This is a genomic window from Bartonella sp. AP57NXGY (assembly GCF_042195805.1).
Lineage (GTDB): Bacteria > Pseudomonadota > Alphaproteobacteria > Rhizobiales > Rhizobiaceae > Bartonella.
The window spans coordinates 1-17,752 of record NZ_JBHIOZ010000027.1 but is presented as its reverse complement, the minus strand read 5'-3'; the positions used below and the strand labels follow the sequence as shown (position 1 = coordinate 17,752).

19 protein-coding genes and 2 pseudogenes are annotated in these 17,752 nt (G+C 34.3%); 12 read left to right on the top strand and 9 right to left on the bottom strand.

Annotation, left to right across the window (positions count from 1 at the left end):
- Nucleotides 1-168 (top strand): annotated as a pseudogene (locus ACFIL8_RS04640) (P-type DNA transfer ATPase VirB11); the annotation flags it as partial.
- Between the two features lie 54 nt (nucleotides 169-222).
- Here the strand turns inward: ACFIL8_RS04640 and ACFIL8_RS04635 are convergent.
- Nucleotides 223-441: a type II toxin-antitoxin system RelB/DinJ family antitoxin gene (locus ACFIL8_RS04635; RefSeq protein ID WP_375634893.1), complete on the bottom strand. Its 219-nt coding sequence runs from the start codon at nucleotides 439-441 to the stop codon at nucleotides 223-225.
- Nucleotides 442-519: 78 nt separating this feature from the next.
- On the bottom strand, nucleotides 520-4,233 hold the full coding sequence (gene traA / locus ACFIL8_RS04630; protein WP_375634891.1) for a Ti-type conjugative transfer relaxase TraA: 3,714 nt from the start codon (nucleotides 4,231-4,233) through the stop codon (nucleotides 520-522).
- A gap of 207 nt (nucleotides 4,234-4,440) precedes the next feature.
- Between traA and ACFIL8_RS04625 the strand changes: the two genes are divergently transcribed.
- The 6 genes from ACFIL8_RS04625 (at nucleotide 4,441) to ACFIL8_RS04600 (ending at nucleotide 8,474) form a co-directional block, all read left to right on the top strand.
- On the top strand, nucleotides 4,441-4,671 hold the full coding sequence (locus ACFIL8_RS04625) for a TraC family protein (RefSeq protein WP_375634889.1): 231 nt from the start codon (nucleotides 4,441-4,443) through the stop codon (nucleotides 4,669-4,671).
- Between the two features lie 52 nt (nucleotides 4,672-4,723).
- Nucleotides 4,724-4,948, top strand: a complete 225-nt coding sequence (locus ACFIL8_RS04620; protein WP_375634888.1) for a conjugal transfer protein TraD — start codon at nucleotides 4,724-4,726, stop codon at nucleotides 4,946-4,948.
- Nucleotides 4,926-6,836, top strand: coding sequence for a Ti-type conjugative transfer system protein TraG (gene traG / locus ACFIL8_RS04615; RefSeq protein ID WP_375637851.1), 1,911 nt, complete (start codon nucleotides 4,926-4,928; stop codon nucleotides 6,834-6,836). Before ACFIL8_RS04620 ends, traG begins: the two co-directional genes overlap by 23 nt.
- Before the next feature lie 422 nt (nucleotides 6,837-7,258).
- The gene (locus ACFIL8_RS04610) at nucleotides 7,259-7,666 is read left to right on the top strand and encodes a replication protein RepA (RefSeq protein WP_375630387.1); all 408 of its coding nucleotides are present in this window, start codon (nucleotides 7,259-7,261) and stop codon (nucleotides 7,664-7,666) included.
- A 224-nt stretch (nucleotides 7,667-7,890) separates the two neighbouring features.
- A complete protein-coding gene (locus ACFIL8_RS04605; RefSeq protein WP_375689017.1) occupies nucleotides 7,891-8,169 on the top strand; it encodes a type II toxin-antitoxin system RelE/ParE family toxin in 279 nt (92 codons plus the stop codon).
- A 17-nt stretch (nucleotides 8,170-8,186) separates the two neighbouring features.
- Nucleotides 8,187-8,474 (top strand): HigA family addiction module antitoxin, encoded by a 288-nt coding sequence (locus ACFIL8_RS04600; RefSeq protein WP_375612417.1) that lies wholly within the window; start codon nucleotides 8,187-8,189, stop codon nucleotides 8,472-8,474.
- Between the two features lie 49 nt (nucleotides 8,475-8,523).
- Here ACFIL8_RS04600 and ACFIL8_RS04595 read toward each other — a convergent pair whose 3' ends face one another.
- Nucleotides 8,524-8,700, bottom strand: a complete 177-nt coding sequence (locus ACFIL8_RS04595; RefSeq protein WP_375612418.1) for a hypothetical protein — start codon at nucleotides 8,698-8,700, stop codon at nucleotides 8,524-8,526.
- 388 nt (nucleotides 8,701-9,088) lie between these two features.
- Complete coding sequence (locus tag ACFIL8_RS04590; protein ID WP_375612419.1) at nucleotides 9,089-9,757, bottom strand: hypothetical protein; 669 nt, start codon at nucleotides 9,755-9,757, stop codon at nucleotides 9,089-9,091.
- Between the two features lie 874 nt (nucleotides 9,758-10,631).
- On the opposite strand from ACFIL8_RS04590, the gene ACFIL8_RS04585 reads away from it, so the two are divergent.
- Nucleotides 10,632-10,988 (top strand): helix-turn-helix domain-containing protein, encoded by a 357-nt coding sequence (locus ACFIL8_RS04585; protein WP_375621836.1) that lies wholly within the window; start codon nucleotides 10,632-10,634, stop codon nucleotides 10,986-10,988.
- A gap of 31 nt (nucleotides 10,989-11,019) precedes the next feature.
- Here the strand turns inward: ACFIL8_RS04585 and ACFIL8_RS04580 are convergent, their stop codons facing one another.
- The gene (locus ACFIL8_RS04580; protein ID WP_375618900.1) at nucleotides 11,020-11,286 is read right to left on the bottom strand and encodes a hypothetical protein; all 267 of its coding nucleotides are present in this window, start codon (nucleotides 11,284-11,286) and stop codon (nucleotides 11,020-11,022) included.
- Nucleotides 11,287-11,289: 3 nt separating this feature from the next.
- On the bottom strand, nucleotides 11,290-11,970 hold the full coding sequence (locus tag ACFIL8_RS04575) for a ParA family protein (RefSeq protein WP_375689015.1): 681 nt from the start codon (nucleotides 11,968-11,970) through the stop codon (nucleotides 11,290-11,292).
- A 119-nt stretch (nucleotides 11,971-12,089) separates the two neighbouring features.
- Here ACFIL8_RS04575 and ACFIL8_RS04570 point away from each other — a divergent pair, with 119 nt between their 5' ends.
- Entirely contained in the window at nucleotides 12,090-12,338 is a 249-nt protein-coding gene (locus tag ACFIL8_RS04570; RefSeq protein ID WP_375618899.1) for a hypothetical protein, read from the top strand.
- An 86-nt stretch (nucleotides 12,339-12,424) separates the two neighbouring features.
- Here ACFIL8_RS04570 and ACFIL8_RS04565 read toward each other — a convergent pair whose 3' ends face one another.
- The 3 genes from ACFIL8_RS04565 to repC all read right to left on the bottom strand — a co-directional run bounded on the left by ACFIL8_RS04565 (nucleotide 12,425) and on the right by repC (nucleotide 15,666).
- Complete coding sequence (locus ACFIL8_RS04565; protein ID WP_375612424.1) at nucleotides 12,425-13,069, bottom strand: recombinase family protein; 645 nt, start codon at nucleotides 13,067-13,069, stop codon at nucleotides 12,425-12,427.
- A 171-nt stretch (nucleotides 13,070-13,240) separates the two neighbouring features.
- Nucleotides 13,241-13,696, bottom strand: a complete 456-nt coding sequence (locus ACFIL8_RS04560; protein ID WP_375634878.1) for a TIR domain-containing protein — start codon at nucleotides 13,694-13,696, stop codon at nucleotides 13,241-13,243.
- Between the two features lie 617 nt (nucleotides 13,697-14,313).
- Nucleotides 14,314-15,666, bottom strand: coding sequence for a replication initiation protein RepC (gene repC, locus ACFIL8_RS04555; RefSeq protein ID WP_375689013.1), 1,353 nt, complete (start codon nucleotides 15,664-15,666; stop codon nucleotides 14,314-14,316).
- A gap of 956 nt (nucleotides 15,667-16,622) precedes the next feature.
- On the opposite strand from repC, the gene ACFIL8_RS04550 reads away from it, so the two are divergent.
- The 3 genes and pseudogenes from ACFIL8_RS04550 to ACFIL8_RS04540 form a co-directional block, all read left to right on the top strand.
- Nucleotides 16,623-16,973 (top strand): TrbC/VirB2 family protein, encoded by a 351-nt coding sequence (locus ACFIL8_RS04550; protein WP_375618881.1) that lies wholly within the window; start codon nucleotides 16,623-16,625, stop codon nucleotides 16,971-16,973.
- Nucleotides 16,974-16,992: 19 nt separating this feature from the next.
- Nucleotides 16,993-17,319: a type IV secretion system protein VirB3 gene (locus ACFIL8_RS04545; protein WP_375661710.1), complete on the top strand. Its 327-nt coding sequence runs from the start codon at nucleotides 16,993-16,995 to the stop codon at nucleotides 17,317-17,319.
- Nucleotides 17,316-17,752: pseudogene (locus ACFIL8_RS04540) on the top strand (transporter); the annotation flags it as partial. The gene ACFIL8_RS04545 and the pseudogene ACFIL8_RS04540, both read left to right, overlap by 4 nt.

Below are 17,752 nucleotides of genomic sequence, written 5' to 3'. Positions count from 1 at the left end.
ACCCTTTTAGTCAAAGAAAGTGACGGTGGTGGTAATTTAGCACGCGATGATATCCGCGGCTTATTAATCTCGATGATAGATGTCATCATCCAATGTAAACGCCTCGAAGGAAAATTTCGTGTAACAGAAATCTATTACGACCCCTTCAAACGCCGTGATGCTTTTTAAAAACTGTCGAAATGACTTAAATAACTCATTCATATCTTTCGCAAAGTATACATCTTATCCTTTTGCATTCTTTTCAAAAGTTTTAAGCGTTTTCGCATTAGAAATAGACATATCAAACGGCAATCCTCTTTCATCAACAACTTTAGCTAAGGAAATTCGTATGAAATCAGACACCGTAAGTCCTAAACTTGCTAATATTTCACCGGCTTCTTTTTTCAACTTCTTATCTATATTTGCTCGAATAACATCTTTTGAATCTACGGCTATGCCCATAGTAAACCTCCTTTAGTTACCTTCTTATGTATGGCTCAAATGAGTTATTATAACAAGTTTCTAATGTTCTAAATTTCTTTATCGTGTAATTTCTTTTGACATTGTTTGCGCTATCACATTATTTAGCTCTTTCGTATGTATCTGTTGCAAAACTTTAACTGCTGTTTGAAGCTCTTTCACAAGCTTTTTATCTTGAGGCTGATTTGGCGTGATTGCTTTTGACAAGTCAAAGTCTTGTTTATGAATAGCATCCTGTCCAAAACGTTTATCTAAAGCACTTTTCAGCTTTAAAAATTCTTCACCAACCTGCTCTGGTATCTTTGAATAACTATCACGACCAGCTTCAACATTTTTCATAAAAGTCACTGCTTCTTGTGAAAGTGACGGAACCTCTACTTTTAACTGTTCACGCTCCCGTGTAACACTAACCATCAGCGTCTCATAAGAATTCTCATAAAAGGATTGAAGCATTTTAATAGAAGAAATAGCAAGAGGAACATGATAAAGCGCTTCTTTTCGTTCTTTTCCTGTAGCCTTCAATTTATCGATAAAACGATCTGATCCACGCAGTTCGCCCGCTCTATCAGGTGCCCTATCCAAAATATCAGAGAGTTTATCGCCTTTCCCTGCTAAAATCGTTTGCTCAATCCTAAGCGCAGCCTCTTGTGGATCTTTATAAATAGATGCTAAATGACTGTTTAACTCCTTAAACATATCAATGTAAGATTTTTTATTTCTAAGAGCGCTTAGCACCTTCTGTTCTAGATTAGAGTTATCCGTATAAGCCGCAAGGTATGGGGCTTTTTCCGTTGTTTTTGATGCAACATTCAACTCTTTTTGTGATTGCTCAACCTCGAGCTCTTCTTTTTTAAGTTTGCTAAAAACTGTCGTTGCTCTCCCCCAAAGGGTTTCAATCTTTTCTTTTTGTTTTTGCAACCATTCTTTATTAAAATCAACGTAAGAGGCTATTTTTTCCCCTAAACCTTGAGAAACATCAATCCCTCTATTTTTTTTAAATTTGGCTATATAATCTCTATAATCAGGAGATTCAGAAAAATCGAGAGTTGTTGTTTTAACACCAGACCTAGAAAGAGCTGCTACCAATTTTTCATAGGTATTTGCACGATCGGATTGTTTAATGCTACTAGCAAAAGAAGGATCACCACGTTCTATAAAATCCACATGAAAAATGTTTTGTCTAATCTCTTTATTGTTAACAACAACAGTCTCTTTGTTTTGACGAATGGATATCTTATCACCAAGCTCAATACGAGCCCCATCTATCGCAGAGGGAAGATTTACACCATAAACACGTTCAACTCCACGGAAAGTTGCTATATCCGCATAAGGTGTTTTGGTTTTGGCTGTTTCACTAAAAGAAGCATACCCAGCTTCAACAAGTTCACCAGTGATTGTACCTTTAACCTGTTTGTGTTCGTGTAATCGAACGTTTTTAAAATCCTCTTCGGCTACATAAAGATGTGACTGATGCCTATGGCGAGACATTGCAACATAGGAGAGATGTTGATCCATAGATGAGGAGGCTAAAACAAAGACATTATCAACGGTAACTCCTTGACTCTTATGAATCGTAGCCGCATATCCATGATCAACGTTTTGATAGGTCTGATTGGAGAAAACAACTTCTTGGCCAGAGTCAAGACACACTTTTAAAAGCGGTTTTCCTCTTTCATTTTGTGTAGACAAAACAGTTCCCAACATACCATTTTTAACTTTTTGCTTTCCTAATTCTGGGGCTGATCTTTCTTCAAATTGAGCATTTTCAAGAAAGATAATTCTGTCACCAACAACAAATTCCCTATGCCCCTTAAGAGTATCAAAATTTGTAACGCTTGCACTATCTTCAGATTTAAGTAAACGAGCATCTTTAAGAGCAGTTCGAATTTCTTCATTTAATTTTTTTACAGACGCATTCGTATGAGCAAGAACAAGTAATTCGTCACCCCGTAAAGTTTTTCCTTCTTCCAGAGCTTTTTTTTCAACTTTTCTTCGTGTATTCATCCAATCTTTAACAAGAGTATTTATGGCTTGATCATGCGTTTTAGTCTCACGAATGAATCCTCTATTTTTATAATGATCTAAAGCTTCCTTTACTTGTCCACGTGCAAACTGTCGTGATGCATCTTGCCCCCATTCTTCTTTTTGTCTCCTAATACCGGATAATTCTACATAACCAATATTATCAACTACAGCGCGAAATGCCGCTCCAGCCTCAATGGGTTGCAACTGCATATTATCACCAACTAAAACAATTTTTGCGCCTGCTTTTTCAACTTTTTGGACAAAATGCGAAAGTTGTTTTGAAGAAACCATTCCAGCTTCATCAATGACAAAAACATCCCCAACCCGTAATTCATCTTTTTTATTTTTCCACGCTAATTCCCACGCAGCAAGAGTTTTACTTTTTATCTTTGAAGATTCTTCAAGACCTTCCGCAGCCTTCCCCGCAAGCGCTGCTCCAAATACACGCTTCCCACTATTAACCCACGCAATATTTGCGGCTTCCAATAGAGTGGATTTTCCAGCACCTGCATAACCAACAACCGCCGCAATACCTTTATCATCTGTAATATGTTGAACGGCTAATTTTTGTTCTTCTGAAAATTTAAATCTATCACTTTTATCTTTATTCTCAACAGACTTTATTGCCTCTAAAACCTGTCTATCTTTTACACCGTGTCCTGTCGTTTGAGACAACGAAACAACACTCCGCTCCATATCATATTCTGTTTTTAATATTTCCTTTGTGGAGTAAATAACTTTATAAGGATTGGAATGATCTTTAATTTTAATCAGGTTATTGCTTTGTTCTAAGCTCACCATAATATCATTAAAGTCATTTGAATTATCAACATATCTATTAATGATCTTAGCAAGATCACCATGATTAAATGTCGACTTCTCAAATGAAATTAACTTCAATACTTCATTAGGGTTTTCTTTAATTTTCTCTACAGATCTCTGTTTTATTTTTTCATTAGCTTGTACCGCATTGCTAGCAAGTCCTTTTTTACTCATTGCATGAGCAGATTGCCCCAAATGAATGGTTGGCTCTATAGATAAACCACGCTCTTTGTAAGAACGCATATCTACTTTTATATCATGACCTGCAAGTGAAAGATGCATCGTTGCAATCTCACCCCATGAGTTGCGTAAATCCTTCAATGCATCTTTATGACCTATGACGGTTTCATAAACTATACGCTCTTCTTTTCTTATAGCATTCCCTTGTCTATCACGAATAGTAACAAGAGATTTTTTTACTGTTCCATCTTCATTTAAGACAGCTATTTTTTTGGGACCAAAACCATTTTCTAAAACTGGACGTAAAGTATGCATAATATGCACATGTGGATTTCCTTCCTTGTCATGATAAACCCAATCAGAAACAAGACCACGTGATGCAAAGTTTTCTTTTACAAAGTCTCGTACAAGAGAAATATTTTGATCTCGTGATAACTCTAATGGCAACGCTATAACTATTTCTCTTGCTAACTGTCCATTCACGCGCTCACTATTTTGCACAGTGTTCCACAGCCATTCACTTTTTTTATCATTTGTATCAAAATAACTGAGTTGTTGTGTAATCCATTTTGGAGAACCTTCTGGAATATTCATTTCTGAATGTACAAGGTCCCTATCTTTATCATATCTATGCGTATGAGATCCTTCTAACTCATCAAACATCCTTGTCCTATGACGATAGGCAGCAGCCGAAATTGCTGATTTTCCAGCACCAATAATTTTAGCTTGTAAATGCGTACTCGCCATAAGATACAATTACCAAAAATTGTGTTTATTTCACAGAAATAATCTATAGCATAAAACGTTTTACTTTAAAACGTATAATTGCGCCTTCAAAAATCTTTTGAAAAAAGACATTTTCAGGAGCGCATAAATGCGCACTATTAAGTATTGTTATTGGAGATTTATTCTGTTAAGTAAAAATAAAGATTAAAAAATAAAAGAGAGTTTGAAATGTCACGTAAATCTTTAGAAAAACTTATAGAGGAAAAAAAAGCTCTGGAAGAAAAAAGTAAAAAACTTCTTGAAAGAATTAAAGCTGCTAAAAAACAAGAAGGAGAAAAAATTGCACTATTAGCAGCAGAAGCGGGATTAACAGAATTAAATATAACAAACGATCAATGGAAAAATATTTTCGAGGAGATTAAAGACCGATTTCAAAAAGATCAGCAAAAAACTGAATAATCTTGGTAACTCTATAAAATCACTAAGACGCATTGAAAAAAGGAGGAGATTTTTGAGTGATGAAATAAGACGTAAAGATGCACGTGAAAAAATTATTCTAGGCGGTCTTGTCGTAAAGGCTGGTCTTAAAAATGCTGATAAGTCTTTTATTTTAGGATGTTTAATTCACGCTGCAAAACTTGATACAAATTCAAATGAATATAAAAATTTACAAAAAATAGGACAGCATGCTTTTGCTGATACGCGGGGTCAAAATGATAAACAATCTAAATCGTAAACAAATCATATTTTTAATATGCCCTTTTCTCTTTTCAATCATAATTCTTTTTCTTGTAAACATAACCATCAATAACATTACAGAAAATGGAACGACGCCTGATGCTTATTGGTTTGTAAGATCAAAGCCACTGGATATTTTAATCTTTATTGCACTTTCATGTTCTTCATTCATCTTATTACAAAAAAAGCATACCAGAAAAAATATCACTATTTCGTCCATGATCGTCTTTGGTTTGTTTGCAACTTATTATAGTGCAAATGAATATATCAGACTTAGTCCATATGTTGGTCAAGATAATATGACATGGGCGGATGTTCTTCCTTTCTTTGATAGGATGGTTTTATGGGGTGTTGTTATTGGCGTTGTTATCCTTGGTTACACTATGAATCTATCGTTGCCAAAAAAATTACCTTCGAAAAAATTAAAAAATACAATCTTCGGCGGCGCTCAATGGATGAATATGAAAAAACTAGAAAGCATCTTTCCAAGCGATGGAGAAATTATCGTAGGAGAACGATATCGAGTAGACGAAGATATTGTAACAGATGTTCTTTTTGATTCTCAAGACAAAACAACATGGGGGAAAGGAGGAACACAGCCATTACTAACATATAAACAAAATTTTTCTTCACCCCATATGTTATTTTTTGCTGGTTCTGGTGGTTATAAAACAACCAGTAATGTTATTCCAACTTGTCTCAAATATTCCGGTCCACTGGTCGTTTTTGACCCTTCAACTGAAATCGCTCCAATGGTAAAAAAAACAAGGCAGCTGTCAAAAAGAAAAGTATACGTTCTTGATCCCCATGGAGATTCAACAAAAACTTTTAATCCCTTAGATTGGTTATTAGATAAAAATATCCCTATTTGTGAAAAGGAAGTAGGTCTCGTAGAGACAGCACGACTCCTCCTTTCAGAAAATTATAGATCCACTTCAACCGATCAATTTTTTATCTCTCATGCTCACAATTTGTTAACAGGTCTACTTGCACATGTCGTCTTTTCTGATGAATACAAAGAACATGAAAAAAACTTAAAAACACTTCGTATGATTGTATCAGAACCAGAACCATCGGTTATTGGAAAATTGAAATCAATACAATCAAATTCTTCATCACAATTCATTCGTGAAACCCTCGGGGTCTTTACCAATATGGCACAGCAAACTTTCTCTAGTGTTTATGCTACTGCTTCTAAAGATACCCAATGGCTTTCCCTTGATAGTTATGCCAACCTTATAAGTGGTGACGACTTTAAAACTAATGATATAACAAAAGGCAATGTAGACATCTTTTTTAATATCCCATCAAAAACTCTAAAATCTTACCCTGGTGTGGGACGGATTCTTGTTGGTTCTCTTCTCAAAGCTATGGAAGCCGCAAATGGAAACTATGAAAAAAGAGTCCTCTTTGTTTTAGATGAGATTGATCTGTTAGGATATATGAACATCTTAGAAGAAGCTCGTGACCGTGGTCGTAAATATGGAATATCTCTCATGCTCTTTTACCAATCTATAGGACAAATTGAACGTCATTTCGGTTCATCGGGTGCTATGACATGGTTTGAAAGTTGTGCTTTTATAAGTTATGCCGCAATACAAGATATTAAAACTGCTGAAAATATATCTAAGGCATGTGGTCAAATGACTGTTGAAGTGAAAAATTCAAGAAAACCTCTAGGAGGATTCCATACAAGAGGGACAGAAAATGTAAACACCCAGCAGAGACCTTTAATTTATCCTCATGAAATTACCCAAGAAATGCGCCTAGACGAACAAATCATTCTCGTGCGAGGGCAACCCCCTATCCGTTGTGGACGCTCTATCTATTTTAGACGTAAGGATTTAACAGCCCTTACTAACAAAAATAGATTTGCTCCTAAATAATAATATATCCTAAATAGAACTCACTTCGTTCGTCCATAATCAATAATGAGAGGCTATCCGCCTCTCAAACTCTCTGGAACGCTCACCAAAATCATGACATCAGACCCGCGTTTAATGAGAGGACTAACAATCCTTGGTTCTTAGTGTCAAGGAAACCATTACATGGCGCCTAAAGGCGTCCTTGACAAAGAACCTAACGTCTTGTTTCGTCCCTCTCACGCGGCTCCGAAATCATGATTAGAAGGAGAGCGTTTAAGGGTGCCTACACAGCACCTTATAGTAGGGAAAAAACATTTGATTTTTTAACTACGTGGATAAAAAAATTATACCAAATAGATGTAAAATAGTGGAGGTTATGGACGGCTTTGTTGTTTGTGTCATACCTAAAAGGCAAAAATGGATTTAAAAAGGAATGGATTGCAATGCCTCAACATCCGATGGCTATAATAGCGAAAAGTAATTTAAACGGATATGATCTCAAGGTGTTTTTCATTCTGGCTTCTCGTCTTGATTTCGAAAATCTATTAGTCGTCAATCAAACGGAATTGGCTAAAAAAGTTGGTATTACCAGACATCACTTTAATCGAAGCGTAAAAAGACTAATAGCTATGGATATTCTTTTGGAAGGTCCTCGTATTGGGATTAATAGATCCTACCGTCTCAACCCAAACCTTGGTTGGAAAGGTAGTGCTAAAATCCACAAAATAGCTCTTAGAAAGAACTTAAAAAATCGCATGAAAGCAGCCGGTATTCAAGGTGTATATGAGAATAGAAAACCTTTAGAAATGGACATTAGTAATCAAATAGATCTTGAAGATTATCTTAGATAAAAAAATAATTAGCTCCATTTATCTATAAAATAAGAGGCTGCCCCTCCTCAATTCAAAAAATCTGCTTTAGCAGGCATTTTTGATGCTTAAAATATACAGATACAGAAGAGAAAAATAATAAAAGCATAGTAGTTACGCTTCACAATGTTACCAATAATGGTAACATTGTAGCTTAATGAACAACTTCTTCTTGTATTTTATAACGATACACATTACAGTGAATCATGATTTTGGGATTTAAACATAAAGGGCTTGAAGCCTTCTACACTACTGGTACTACAAAAGGAATTCAGTCTGCTCATACTCAAAAGTTAAGGCGTATTCTAGGTGCTCTTGACGTAGCTATATCACCAAATGATTTGAATTATCCGTCCTTTCGATTACATCCTTTAAAAGGTGATCTTAAGGGCTTTTGGTCAATTACAGTAAATGGAAATTGGCGTGTAATATTCCGTTTTATTGGTATAGATGTCGAATTAGTTGATTATCTAGATTATCATTGAATAAGGAGAGATAAAAAATGATGAAAAACCCTCCACATCCTGGAGAACTCTTGCGTGAAGATGTAATCGTAGAGCTTGGTTTATCTGTTACCGAAACAGCTGAACGGCTTGGTATGTCTCGTGTAGCTTTTTCTAGGGTTTTAAATGGAAAAGCTGCTGTTAGTCCCAATCTCGCTATTAGACTTGAAATGGCTGGTGTGAGTACTGCACGTGCTTGGCTAGCTATGCAAACAAATTATGATTTAGCGCAAGCTTTAAAACAGAAACAGCCTAAAATACATCCTCTTTGTACTAGCTCTTGTTAGTACCATTCTATCGTATTGGAGAGCTTGACGAACATTCTCTAATAAGCTTTTACTTGAAAAGCATAAGATCAGAACCAGGAGGAGCTAGCCGTAATAGCAGCGTATCGTACCCCCAATTGACAGCTAAACTTAGAAATATCAAGACAATATAACCAATGACCATTGCTGTTTGGTGTTCAAAAGGTGCAGAGCCCGCTACATATCCAGTAAAAAAAATAAATAACACCAGCAAACTCCCCCCTGCTATAAACTCTGTTAAAATAATAACCGGTTTACGAATAAGCAAAAGAAAAAGGAAAAGAAAAAAAAGGCACGTTTTCAATATCTTATGTAATATTTTATAAACGATAGAAAACACTCTACGTATTATAGTTATTAAAATTGATTGTTTGGAATTTGGATTTTTCTCTTTTTTATTTAATTTATTAGTAGATAGAGTGTCCATTACCCCCTCCAATATTTTTATCTATAAAACGCTTTATGGCTATATGATACGTTTTATTTTATTCACGATTATTTATATACCTATATAAATAATTATTTCAATTTTATGATTTTTTAGTGCTTAATGTGACATAATTTTTAAAAAGCAGGCGCCCCCCCGCGCCTATTATTTATGCTACTTCAGCGACCGTTTTAACAATATTATCGCCTTCATAAACCTCACAATTTCTGGGAACGAAAGAAAACCTAGCAGATCTTTTTATTATTGCATTGCCATATACATTACCACTAATATGGAAATAACCAGAGATCTTCGCATTGCCATAAACAGAACCGTAAACTTTAGTATGACACCCCACGCTAGCATTTTCATAGACCTTGCCATAAATTTTCGCTGCGCCACTAACAACAGCATGATCATAAACTTCTGCATTTCTATGAATACGTGCACTCCCAGATAATTTTGCATTACCATAAACCCGTGCATGATGATAAACCCATGCGTTATAAGAAAGATGAGCATCGTCATAAACATGAGCGCCCACATACACGCGGGTTTTATCACATACATGCGCATTCCCATAAATGTGACCACAAACAATAGCATCATCACAAACAATAGCGTTATCATAAACACGACCGTAGCTAAAAGCCCATGCATTACCACCAACCCAGCAATTTCCGTCATGAGAGAGGTTATCTTCCTTCTCAATAAAACCACCAAGATCACCAGCCTTGACATCACCAAAGTCTCTTAATGCACGAATGCGATAAAGTGTAACATCACCAACTTGTTTGGTTTCATTTGTAAATTCATATTTTTTGGAGATAGCGTTCATAATGAACTCCTTTAGGTTAATAATGTTTTGAATTGACACCTATAAAGGCGTCGGGTGCTCAAAACACAGCCTAAAGTCTGTTGTTATGCTTTCCCCGTAAGGGTATTATATGACATAACTACACCCGACAAAATCATTATACGTTTTTAAAACATACAAAGACAGTCAGTTTTTGAAAAGCAAAGAAAGATTGTTTCGTAATCTATTCGCTTTAGGATTAGTGTTTTGATCACTTAAGTATTAATATAGCAAAATACCCATTTATTGTCAACTATTTTTTGTCTTTTTTTGCCATTTTTTATAATATTTTCAAATATTTATCTCATAAAATAGCTTATAATTTTTATCTCTTTCTTTTGTAGTATTTGCCCCTAAAAGCTCTCCCTTCTAATCATGATTTCGGAGCCGCGTGAGAAGGACAAAACAAGACGTTAGGTTCTTTGTCAAGGACGCCTTTAGGCGCCATGTAATGGTTTCCTTGACACTAAGAACCAAGGATTGTTAGTCCTCTCATTAAACGCGGATCTGATGTCATGATTTTGGTGAGCGTTCCGGAGAGTTTGAGAGGCGGATAGCCTCTCATTAAAAAATAAAGTTTATAAATAAAAACTATTTTTATTTGCCAATCTCCTGAAATTACTTTATTGGTAAGCGAATGTTTTAATCGTATACGCAGCGATTAATAAGGGATTAAAAGCCTTAAAGTTTGAACATAAAAATTAGCCCACTCTGTGGGTTTCCCGGGATTCCGGGAGCTTTTGCTATGTCCAGGTGCTTTAAGCACTAAAAGCAAAAAGCTGATTCAAACTTCAGTACTTTTAACTCCCGGAATACCAATGCGAGGGCGCTCGCACCCGGTCGGGGGGAATTTAAAGTGCAAAAGAAAACTCCACATTTTAATGATATTTCTGTAGGCAAAAGAATTCGTCATAAACGCATTTCAATGGGAATTTCTCAGACAGAGTTAGGAAACAAATTAGGAGTAAGCTTCCAACAAATCCAAAAATATGAAAAAGGCTCAAATCGTGTAGGAGCTGGACGCTTGCAGGAAATCGCTAACATACTAGATGTTCATATCTCCTTTTTTTATACCGATATTTCACAAAAAAGAAATATTCCGTACCATTATGATGAAGAAATTTCCAGTAAAGAAGAATATTTCCTTTTAAAAGGTTTTAGAAAACTTAATCCTAAAAAACAGAAAGCAGTTTTATGTTTGTTTTCTGAATAAAATGAATACTTTTAAAATTATAGCGTACAAACTAATCGCTCTGTTTATAAGCATTCATTAATATTTCTAGAAAATCACCATGGCGATATCGCTCTTGTTTAGCCATCAATTTAAAACGATTAATGATATTTACGCTAGCTTTGATATTTAATTGTATCTCAACTGACTGTTCACGACTTGGGAAAGTTGCTGCCTTATCTACCTCTTTGCGTTGTATAATGTTTAAAGAAGATTGAGTTTGCCGTGGTTTAAAATCATCAAGTTCTGAAAAATTTAATGGTTTTCTTTCTGTACTCATTCTTTAATTTCCTTTCTCTTGAACTTTTTTTAGCTTTGTAATGACTTCAGCAACAAATGCTTCGACATTGCCAATCGCAGTTTCTAAATTATTAACTTCCTTTGGATTGAGATTACGATGTGAACCTCCAGTTGCAAAGATTGCTGAAAAAGCATCACGTTCATTGATTTCTGTTTCAAAAACATCAAGTTCTGGGTTTTTTCTAAATTGAGATGATACAAAACGAGCAGTTCTGGATTTTGCAACAACTTTAGATTGCGTAAACAAAACAGAATAAGCGATAAGACGCCGTACAGCTTTCATATCTCTGTGAATTTCTTTTATAATTTCGATAGCTGCTATAGCGTCTTGCTGTTGTTCCTTCATAGGAATAATTACAAAATCAGATTGACTAATTGCATAACTAGTTAAGCGTGATGCTGTACCTTCTAGATCAACAATTACGAATGGATCTCGAGTAGATGCAATTTCTATTTCATCTAAAATAGTTTTTTCAGATTCATTAGTAACGACAGTAAGATTATCTGGTTTACCCGGCAATTCAGACCAAGTGGTAATAGGATGGCGAGGATCAGCATCTATAATTGTAACAGGTTTAGCATGTGCAAGTTCACAAGCAAGGAGCAAAGCAGATGTTGTTTTTCCACTCCCCCCCTTGGAATTAGCAAAGGATATGACAGGCATTTAGTTACTCTCTAAATAGAATATAGTATGGTATGGTATTGTATAGTATTATACTATAAGGTATAATAAAGTATTAAAGTACACCTTTTATAAGAAGCAAAAATTTATAAGGAGCAAAAATGCCAAAAAAATACGTTCAAAATCATAACGATAAAGTTTTTAAAAACGTTAGCAATTTTTTTGAAACTTTTAATCAAAAAATAGATAGTTTTAACAAACCCGATATAATACAGCGTGATGGATTTACAGAAGTTAAAACAGAGAGAGGAGATATCATAAAAAGTAAAGTTCCAGAGGCTGCACTACAATTAGCTCTAATGATAGACAATGGCACAAAATTTTGGAAAGAGGATATAGGAAAAAATTAATTTCCTCTATGAGAAGTTTATCAGTTAATTTTACTATACCTTATGATATTATATCGTAGGGTAGAGTACTATACTAAAATATACCTTTATGTTTTTGGCATGGTAATGATAGGCTTTATTTTTGTAAGCGTGATGTTTTTACGTTCAATAAATAAACGCAAGGTGTTCACACTGACTCCTAATGTCTTAGCAATACGGCTCTGTGATAAACCAACATTTATAAATGCTTGAATTTCATCAATGTGATTGTCCAGCTTTAATTGCGTAGCTTTGCTTCCTTTTGGCCGGCCAAGTTTTATTCCTCGTTGACGAGCAACATTTAAGGCTTCTTTTGTGCGTGTTTGAATTAAATGCCGTTCAATTTGCGATACCATACCCAATACGTTTGCAATGATATCGCTTTGCAAACTTCCATCCATGATAAGGTTTTGTTTCGTTATATGCACAATTAAACCACGTTCACTGGCTGCTTTGAGAATTTCTAAAACAGCAAGAGAAGAACCAGCTATACGAGAAAACTCCGGTGTGAGTAAAACATCACCACATTCCGCTTTTTCAATTAAAGCACCAAGTTTACGCTTACGCCAATCTTTTCCTCTACTTGCAATTTCTTCCTCAATATGAAGTGGTGCAAAGCCATTTTTATTAGCATATTCTAACAATCCAAATTTTTGATTTTCTGTATCTTGTCCATCACGAGAAACACGTAAATAAGCATAAAATTTTGGCATTTTCAGTAAAAAGGTTATTTTAGATTAAAACTGATATATTATTGCATAGAAAAAATAGGAATTAAATATACAATTTTCGTTCATAAAAAATGATCGTTTTTTCTGATATTGCAATTTATGACGTTTCAAATGACACTGTGCGTATCTTGCGTATACTTCATGCAAAAAAATTCAGTTGTTAAGTGTATCTAAATTGAATCCGGCTGTGTTTAATAATTCAATAAGTTTTGGGAGAGTCTCTTTTACGTGTTCATTAAAAGGAATGTAATTAATCCCTTCATAATCTGAAGGCACTTCAACATCTCGTTGTTTTAAAATAGCAATATTTCTGCAAGAAATTTTAGGAATTAACATACCCATTTTAAAAATAACATTTTGATTAGCGCGCGGTTTTGCATCTTTTTTATCAGCAGATTTTTCATATCCAATATCATCGGGAGTAAGTAGCACAATACCAAATTTTGGAGAATTAGTTTGCATACTAATTTCTTGTTTAAAATCCTCAATAGTAGTTAAATTATCACTACCAAATTTCAGAACGTATGGTTCCAATCCAAGCTTAAAAAGAACACGTTCAGTTTGTTCTAAAATAGTATGATCATTATATACAATAAAAATTTTTGGCATTTTTATATCCCCTATAAAATATATGCATTTGTCCCAGAGGGCTTATTATTTTTTATCAACGAATAATTGCGATAAAAATTTCTCCCAATCTATATTTTTCTTTAATTTAAAGGAAATAAAATTATTCTTATGAAAGAATATAAAATAGAACGATCTTTTACCAAATCAGATATTTAATCTAATGAATATCAAACAGATCTTGAAGATTTTACAAAAATAAGCAAGCTAAAGCTATTGGTATAGGTTTCTAATCCAATAGAATACTTATAACGAAGCTTTTCATATTAATTTATTCATAAGCTTAAAAAAGTAATTGCTAAGCGAAAGTATCTTGTATATATCTCTTTTTCGGAGAGAGAGTCCCTACATAATTTCCCCCGCAGGGTTGTTATAGTAAATCTCTTTCTCCATTTTAATTATAATCTTCATAGTAATGATTAGTTAAGTTTAAAGTAGTCTTTGTATATGCCAAATTCGTATTTGAAATACTATTGTGGATTACTTAACTTAATTGAAAATACGTTCACTATTTTTTGAAAATCATCCCCATCACTAAAAGAAAAACTAAAAAGCTTTCTTTCAGTGCATAAATCTGAAATGATTATTGCTTGTCAAACTTATGACGCAAATTTCTTTGAATTTATTGGCATTTTCAAAGTTTTAAGAACTTCATTCAGTTCCGATTTAAACAAAGGACTTTTTTCTTTGTTTAGCTTTATTTTCTGATTTTTTTCTAAGTTTAAACTATTTATTTCTTCTTGATCAGCTTGTTTCAATAAAGCAAATAAAGAACGCTCTAGATACAATTCTCCCTTTTTTTCTTTATCAATCATGCCGCGGAGATATCCCCCTGGTGATTTTACAAGTCCTCTAGCATATTTTTCAAAAATGATGGCAATGGCTAGAGCTGTTTTTTTAAGCCCCATGATTTTTGTAGCTTGTTCAGCGGCATGTTCTGAAACATTAATCATTCTGTACATAGGATACATAGAACGTATCAAATCGCTTTCTGTTTGGAGACTACATTCAGAAAATAAGGCGGCATTCGGCAAAGCCTTTTCTAGTATCTCCGGCTTAATTTGAGGCAATGTACTACTTTTTGAAGGAAGTGATGTTTCCGTCTTGCCTTTCTCTATATTTTCATAAGCCATTTTATCATGACCGGAGGTCACATTAATGGTTTGAGTGTGTTCAGAGTTATCTGAACACTCATTTTTGTTACAATTACAATTATAGTTAGGGGGTGTATTATGTAATTGCATAACATTTTTGTTGTTTGTGCATAACATTTTTGTAAAAAATAAACGCTCTAAGAGCCAATTAAAAAGCTTAATAGCTTTTTCCAATTTAAAGGTGGACGCTTTAAAAGGAGAACCAAGAACAGATTTAACTTTATTCATACGATTTAAAAACATTGAAGCGATAGGTGTAAATTTTATTTCTTCAATACGAAGCCGTAATCGACGACAAACACCACAAAAGGTTCTAACAGCCATATCATGATGTTTCTTTTCTTCTTTACTCTTTAAAATAGAGTGCTGAAGTTCATGGTAACGCGCGATTAAAATGCTAAGGTCAATACCACAAGCAATTGGTACATGATTAGCAGAATTAAAACTATAGCGTTTATAATTACCAGAATCCCGCATCACAATAAGACCTTTATCAAAAAGGCGTGAAAGTAATCTACTTACATGAACAGACGTACAACCAATTTCCAGACCAATTTGATGGTTGCTTTTAAAAACTATTGGAATTTTACCTTTTTCAAAATGCGTAACTGGTACAGTATTCAAAAGTTTAGCTAATAAATGGGCTTCTGTTCCTTTGATAAGATCAGTTACTGGTAAGTCTTGTACAAGAAAAAGAAGTTGGCTTCTAGTAATGTGGCCAATATTGGTATTATCAGCAATTTTTATATATTCCCAGTGCTTTGAAGTTAATTTTCTACCAGATGTTTTATTAACCATAATTTTTAAAACCTCTCTATTGGAGGCAAAAAAAAATGCTAAAAATATCCCTTTTCTACAAAATTTCTCTTGCAGAATGCTTCACGATAAATTAAATTAGGAATTAGTTTGTTGAATTTAATTTACCGTATATGTAGTACGGGCATTTTAGAAACCCTTCTGTTAACGCAGTTGGGTTTTTATTTTTTTTGCCATTATCCTTCCCTCTATTTGAAACGACTCATAGCTCGAAAAAAGCATGTCAAGGTCAAAGCTATATTAAAAAAAAAAGATTTTCAATATGGTAAAGCTTTCAAACAACTGTTTTTATGGCAATACAACCTAATACAACCTACAACAACAGCAAAGCAAAATGACATATAACTAAGGACATATAACTAAGGAAATGCTTTCTTATATAGCGCTGTAAAAACAACCTATACGAGTAAATGAATTTTAAACACAATAATTTTTCTTTGCAAGAATTGTCCACTAGGGACTGTGTAGATTATGATTAAGTTTTTTCTTATAAAGTTCGTAGTGGAATATTGCCTTGATTTTTCAGTAGCGCTTGAGAGAACGTTTTATCAATAATGGCCAATGGAATTATAGCTCTCGTGATCTCTTCGCCAATCTTCTGGTTGTTGAAATTTGCTCGACCATAAAACATTTTGTGCTTTTTAAGCAGGGTTTTCTATTGTCTTTTCTGATCCTTTAAAAAAAAGAATTTTCATTATGTTGACTGAAATAAAAATCAAAAAATAATAATATAAATAAATATAATATATTTAGGCACTTCTCGAAGAGATTTTAAAAGTATCATTTTGAATATTACTATATTTTAGTATATTATCTAAGATAAATATTAAATATTTTTAATTTTATAGTAGAAAAAATAGTTTTTTCATTTTATATGGTAGATTAATATTTTAACTATTAATTTAATTTTCAACTTTAAAATAGCGAGGGGGTTTTTCATGAAAAACATGAATAATTCATTCAGTTGTGAACACATCTTACCAAAAACTACTCTACCCAACACACAAAAGAAATGGTTAACAGCAGCATTGATGCTGTTTATTGCCTTCATCGCACTGAGTGAACCAGCATTTGCCGCAGGCGGCTTCGGAAAAATTGAAAGTGCTCTTCAAAAAATAATTGAAGCTTTAACAGGACCAATTGCAAAATCAATCGCGACCATTGCGATTGCCGGTGTTGGGATTGCATGGATTGCTGGTTATGTTGAAATGCGTAAAGCTTTCTTTGTTTGTATTGGCATCGGCATTATCTTTGGTGCACCACAAATCGCAGCAATGTTTTCCAGTTAAACTCCAGCCTTTCAAAGCCATGAAAGAGCACGATAAGCTAACAGAAGATACGTTATTTCTTGCTTGCACGCGCCCTGCAATGATCGCAGGCGTGACGGTGGAAGCTATGGGATTAAATGCGATAGGAACGATGATATTGTTTATTGTGATAGGCAATATTTTTCTTGTAACTATTGGGATTGCCATGCATTTCATATTCAAGGAAATCCTAAAGCATGACCATAACAAATTTCGTATTCTTCTGACATGGCAAAAGACATCTATTTTTGCCAGAAATTCGAGTCTATGGGGTGGGGGAAGTATTTCTCCATTACGATTAATTCGTAATTATGAGGAATTACAATGAATAGAACAGAGCGCAAACGTGAAAAGCAGCCAGAGGCGATTATCCCTTACGTGCGCCATGTCAACAAACACATCATTGCGCTGGATTCACGCGCTCTCATGAGCGTTATTAAACTTGAAGGCATTAACTTTGAAACAGCGGATATTATTGATCTGAATGTGCTTCACGAACAACTCAATAATCTTTTTAAAAACATAGCGGATGAACGGATAGCGCTTTATAGCCATATTATCAGAAAGCGTGAAACGATTTATCCGGACGGGACTTTTAGATCGACATTTGCCAAGCAATTAGATGATAAATATCGCGAGCGGATGGTTTCACAGGAGCTTTATCGCAATGAGCTTTATCTTTCTATTTTGTGGAATCCACACGTTGATCAAACGGATAAATTAGTGGAGTTTTTCAAACGTTTAGGCAAAGCCAAGCAAGA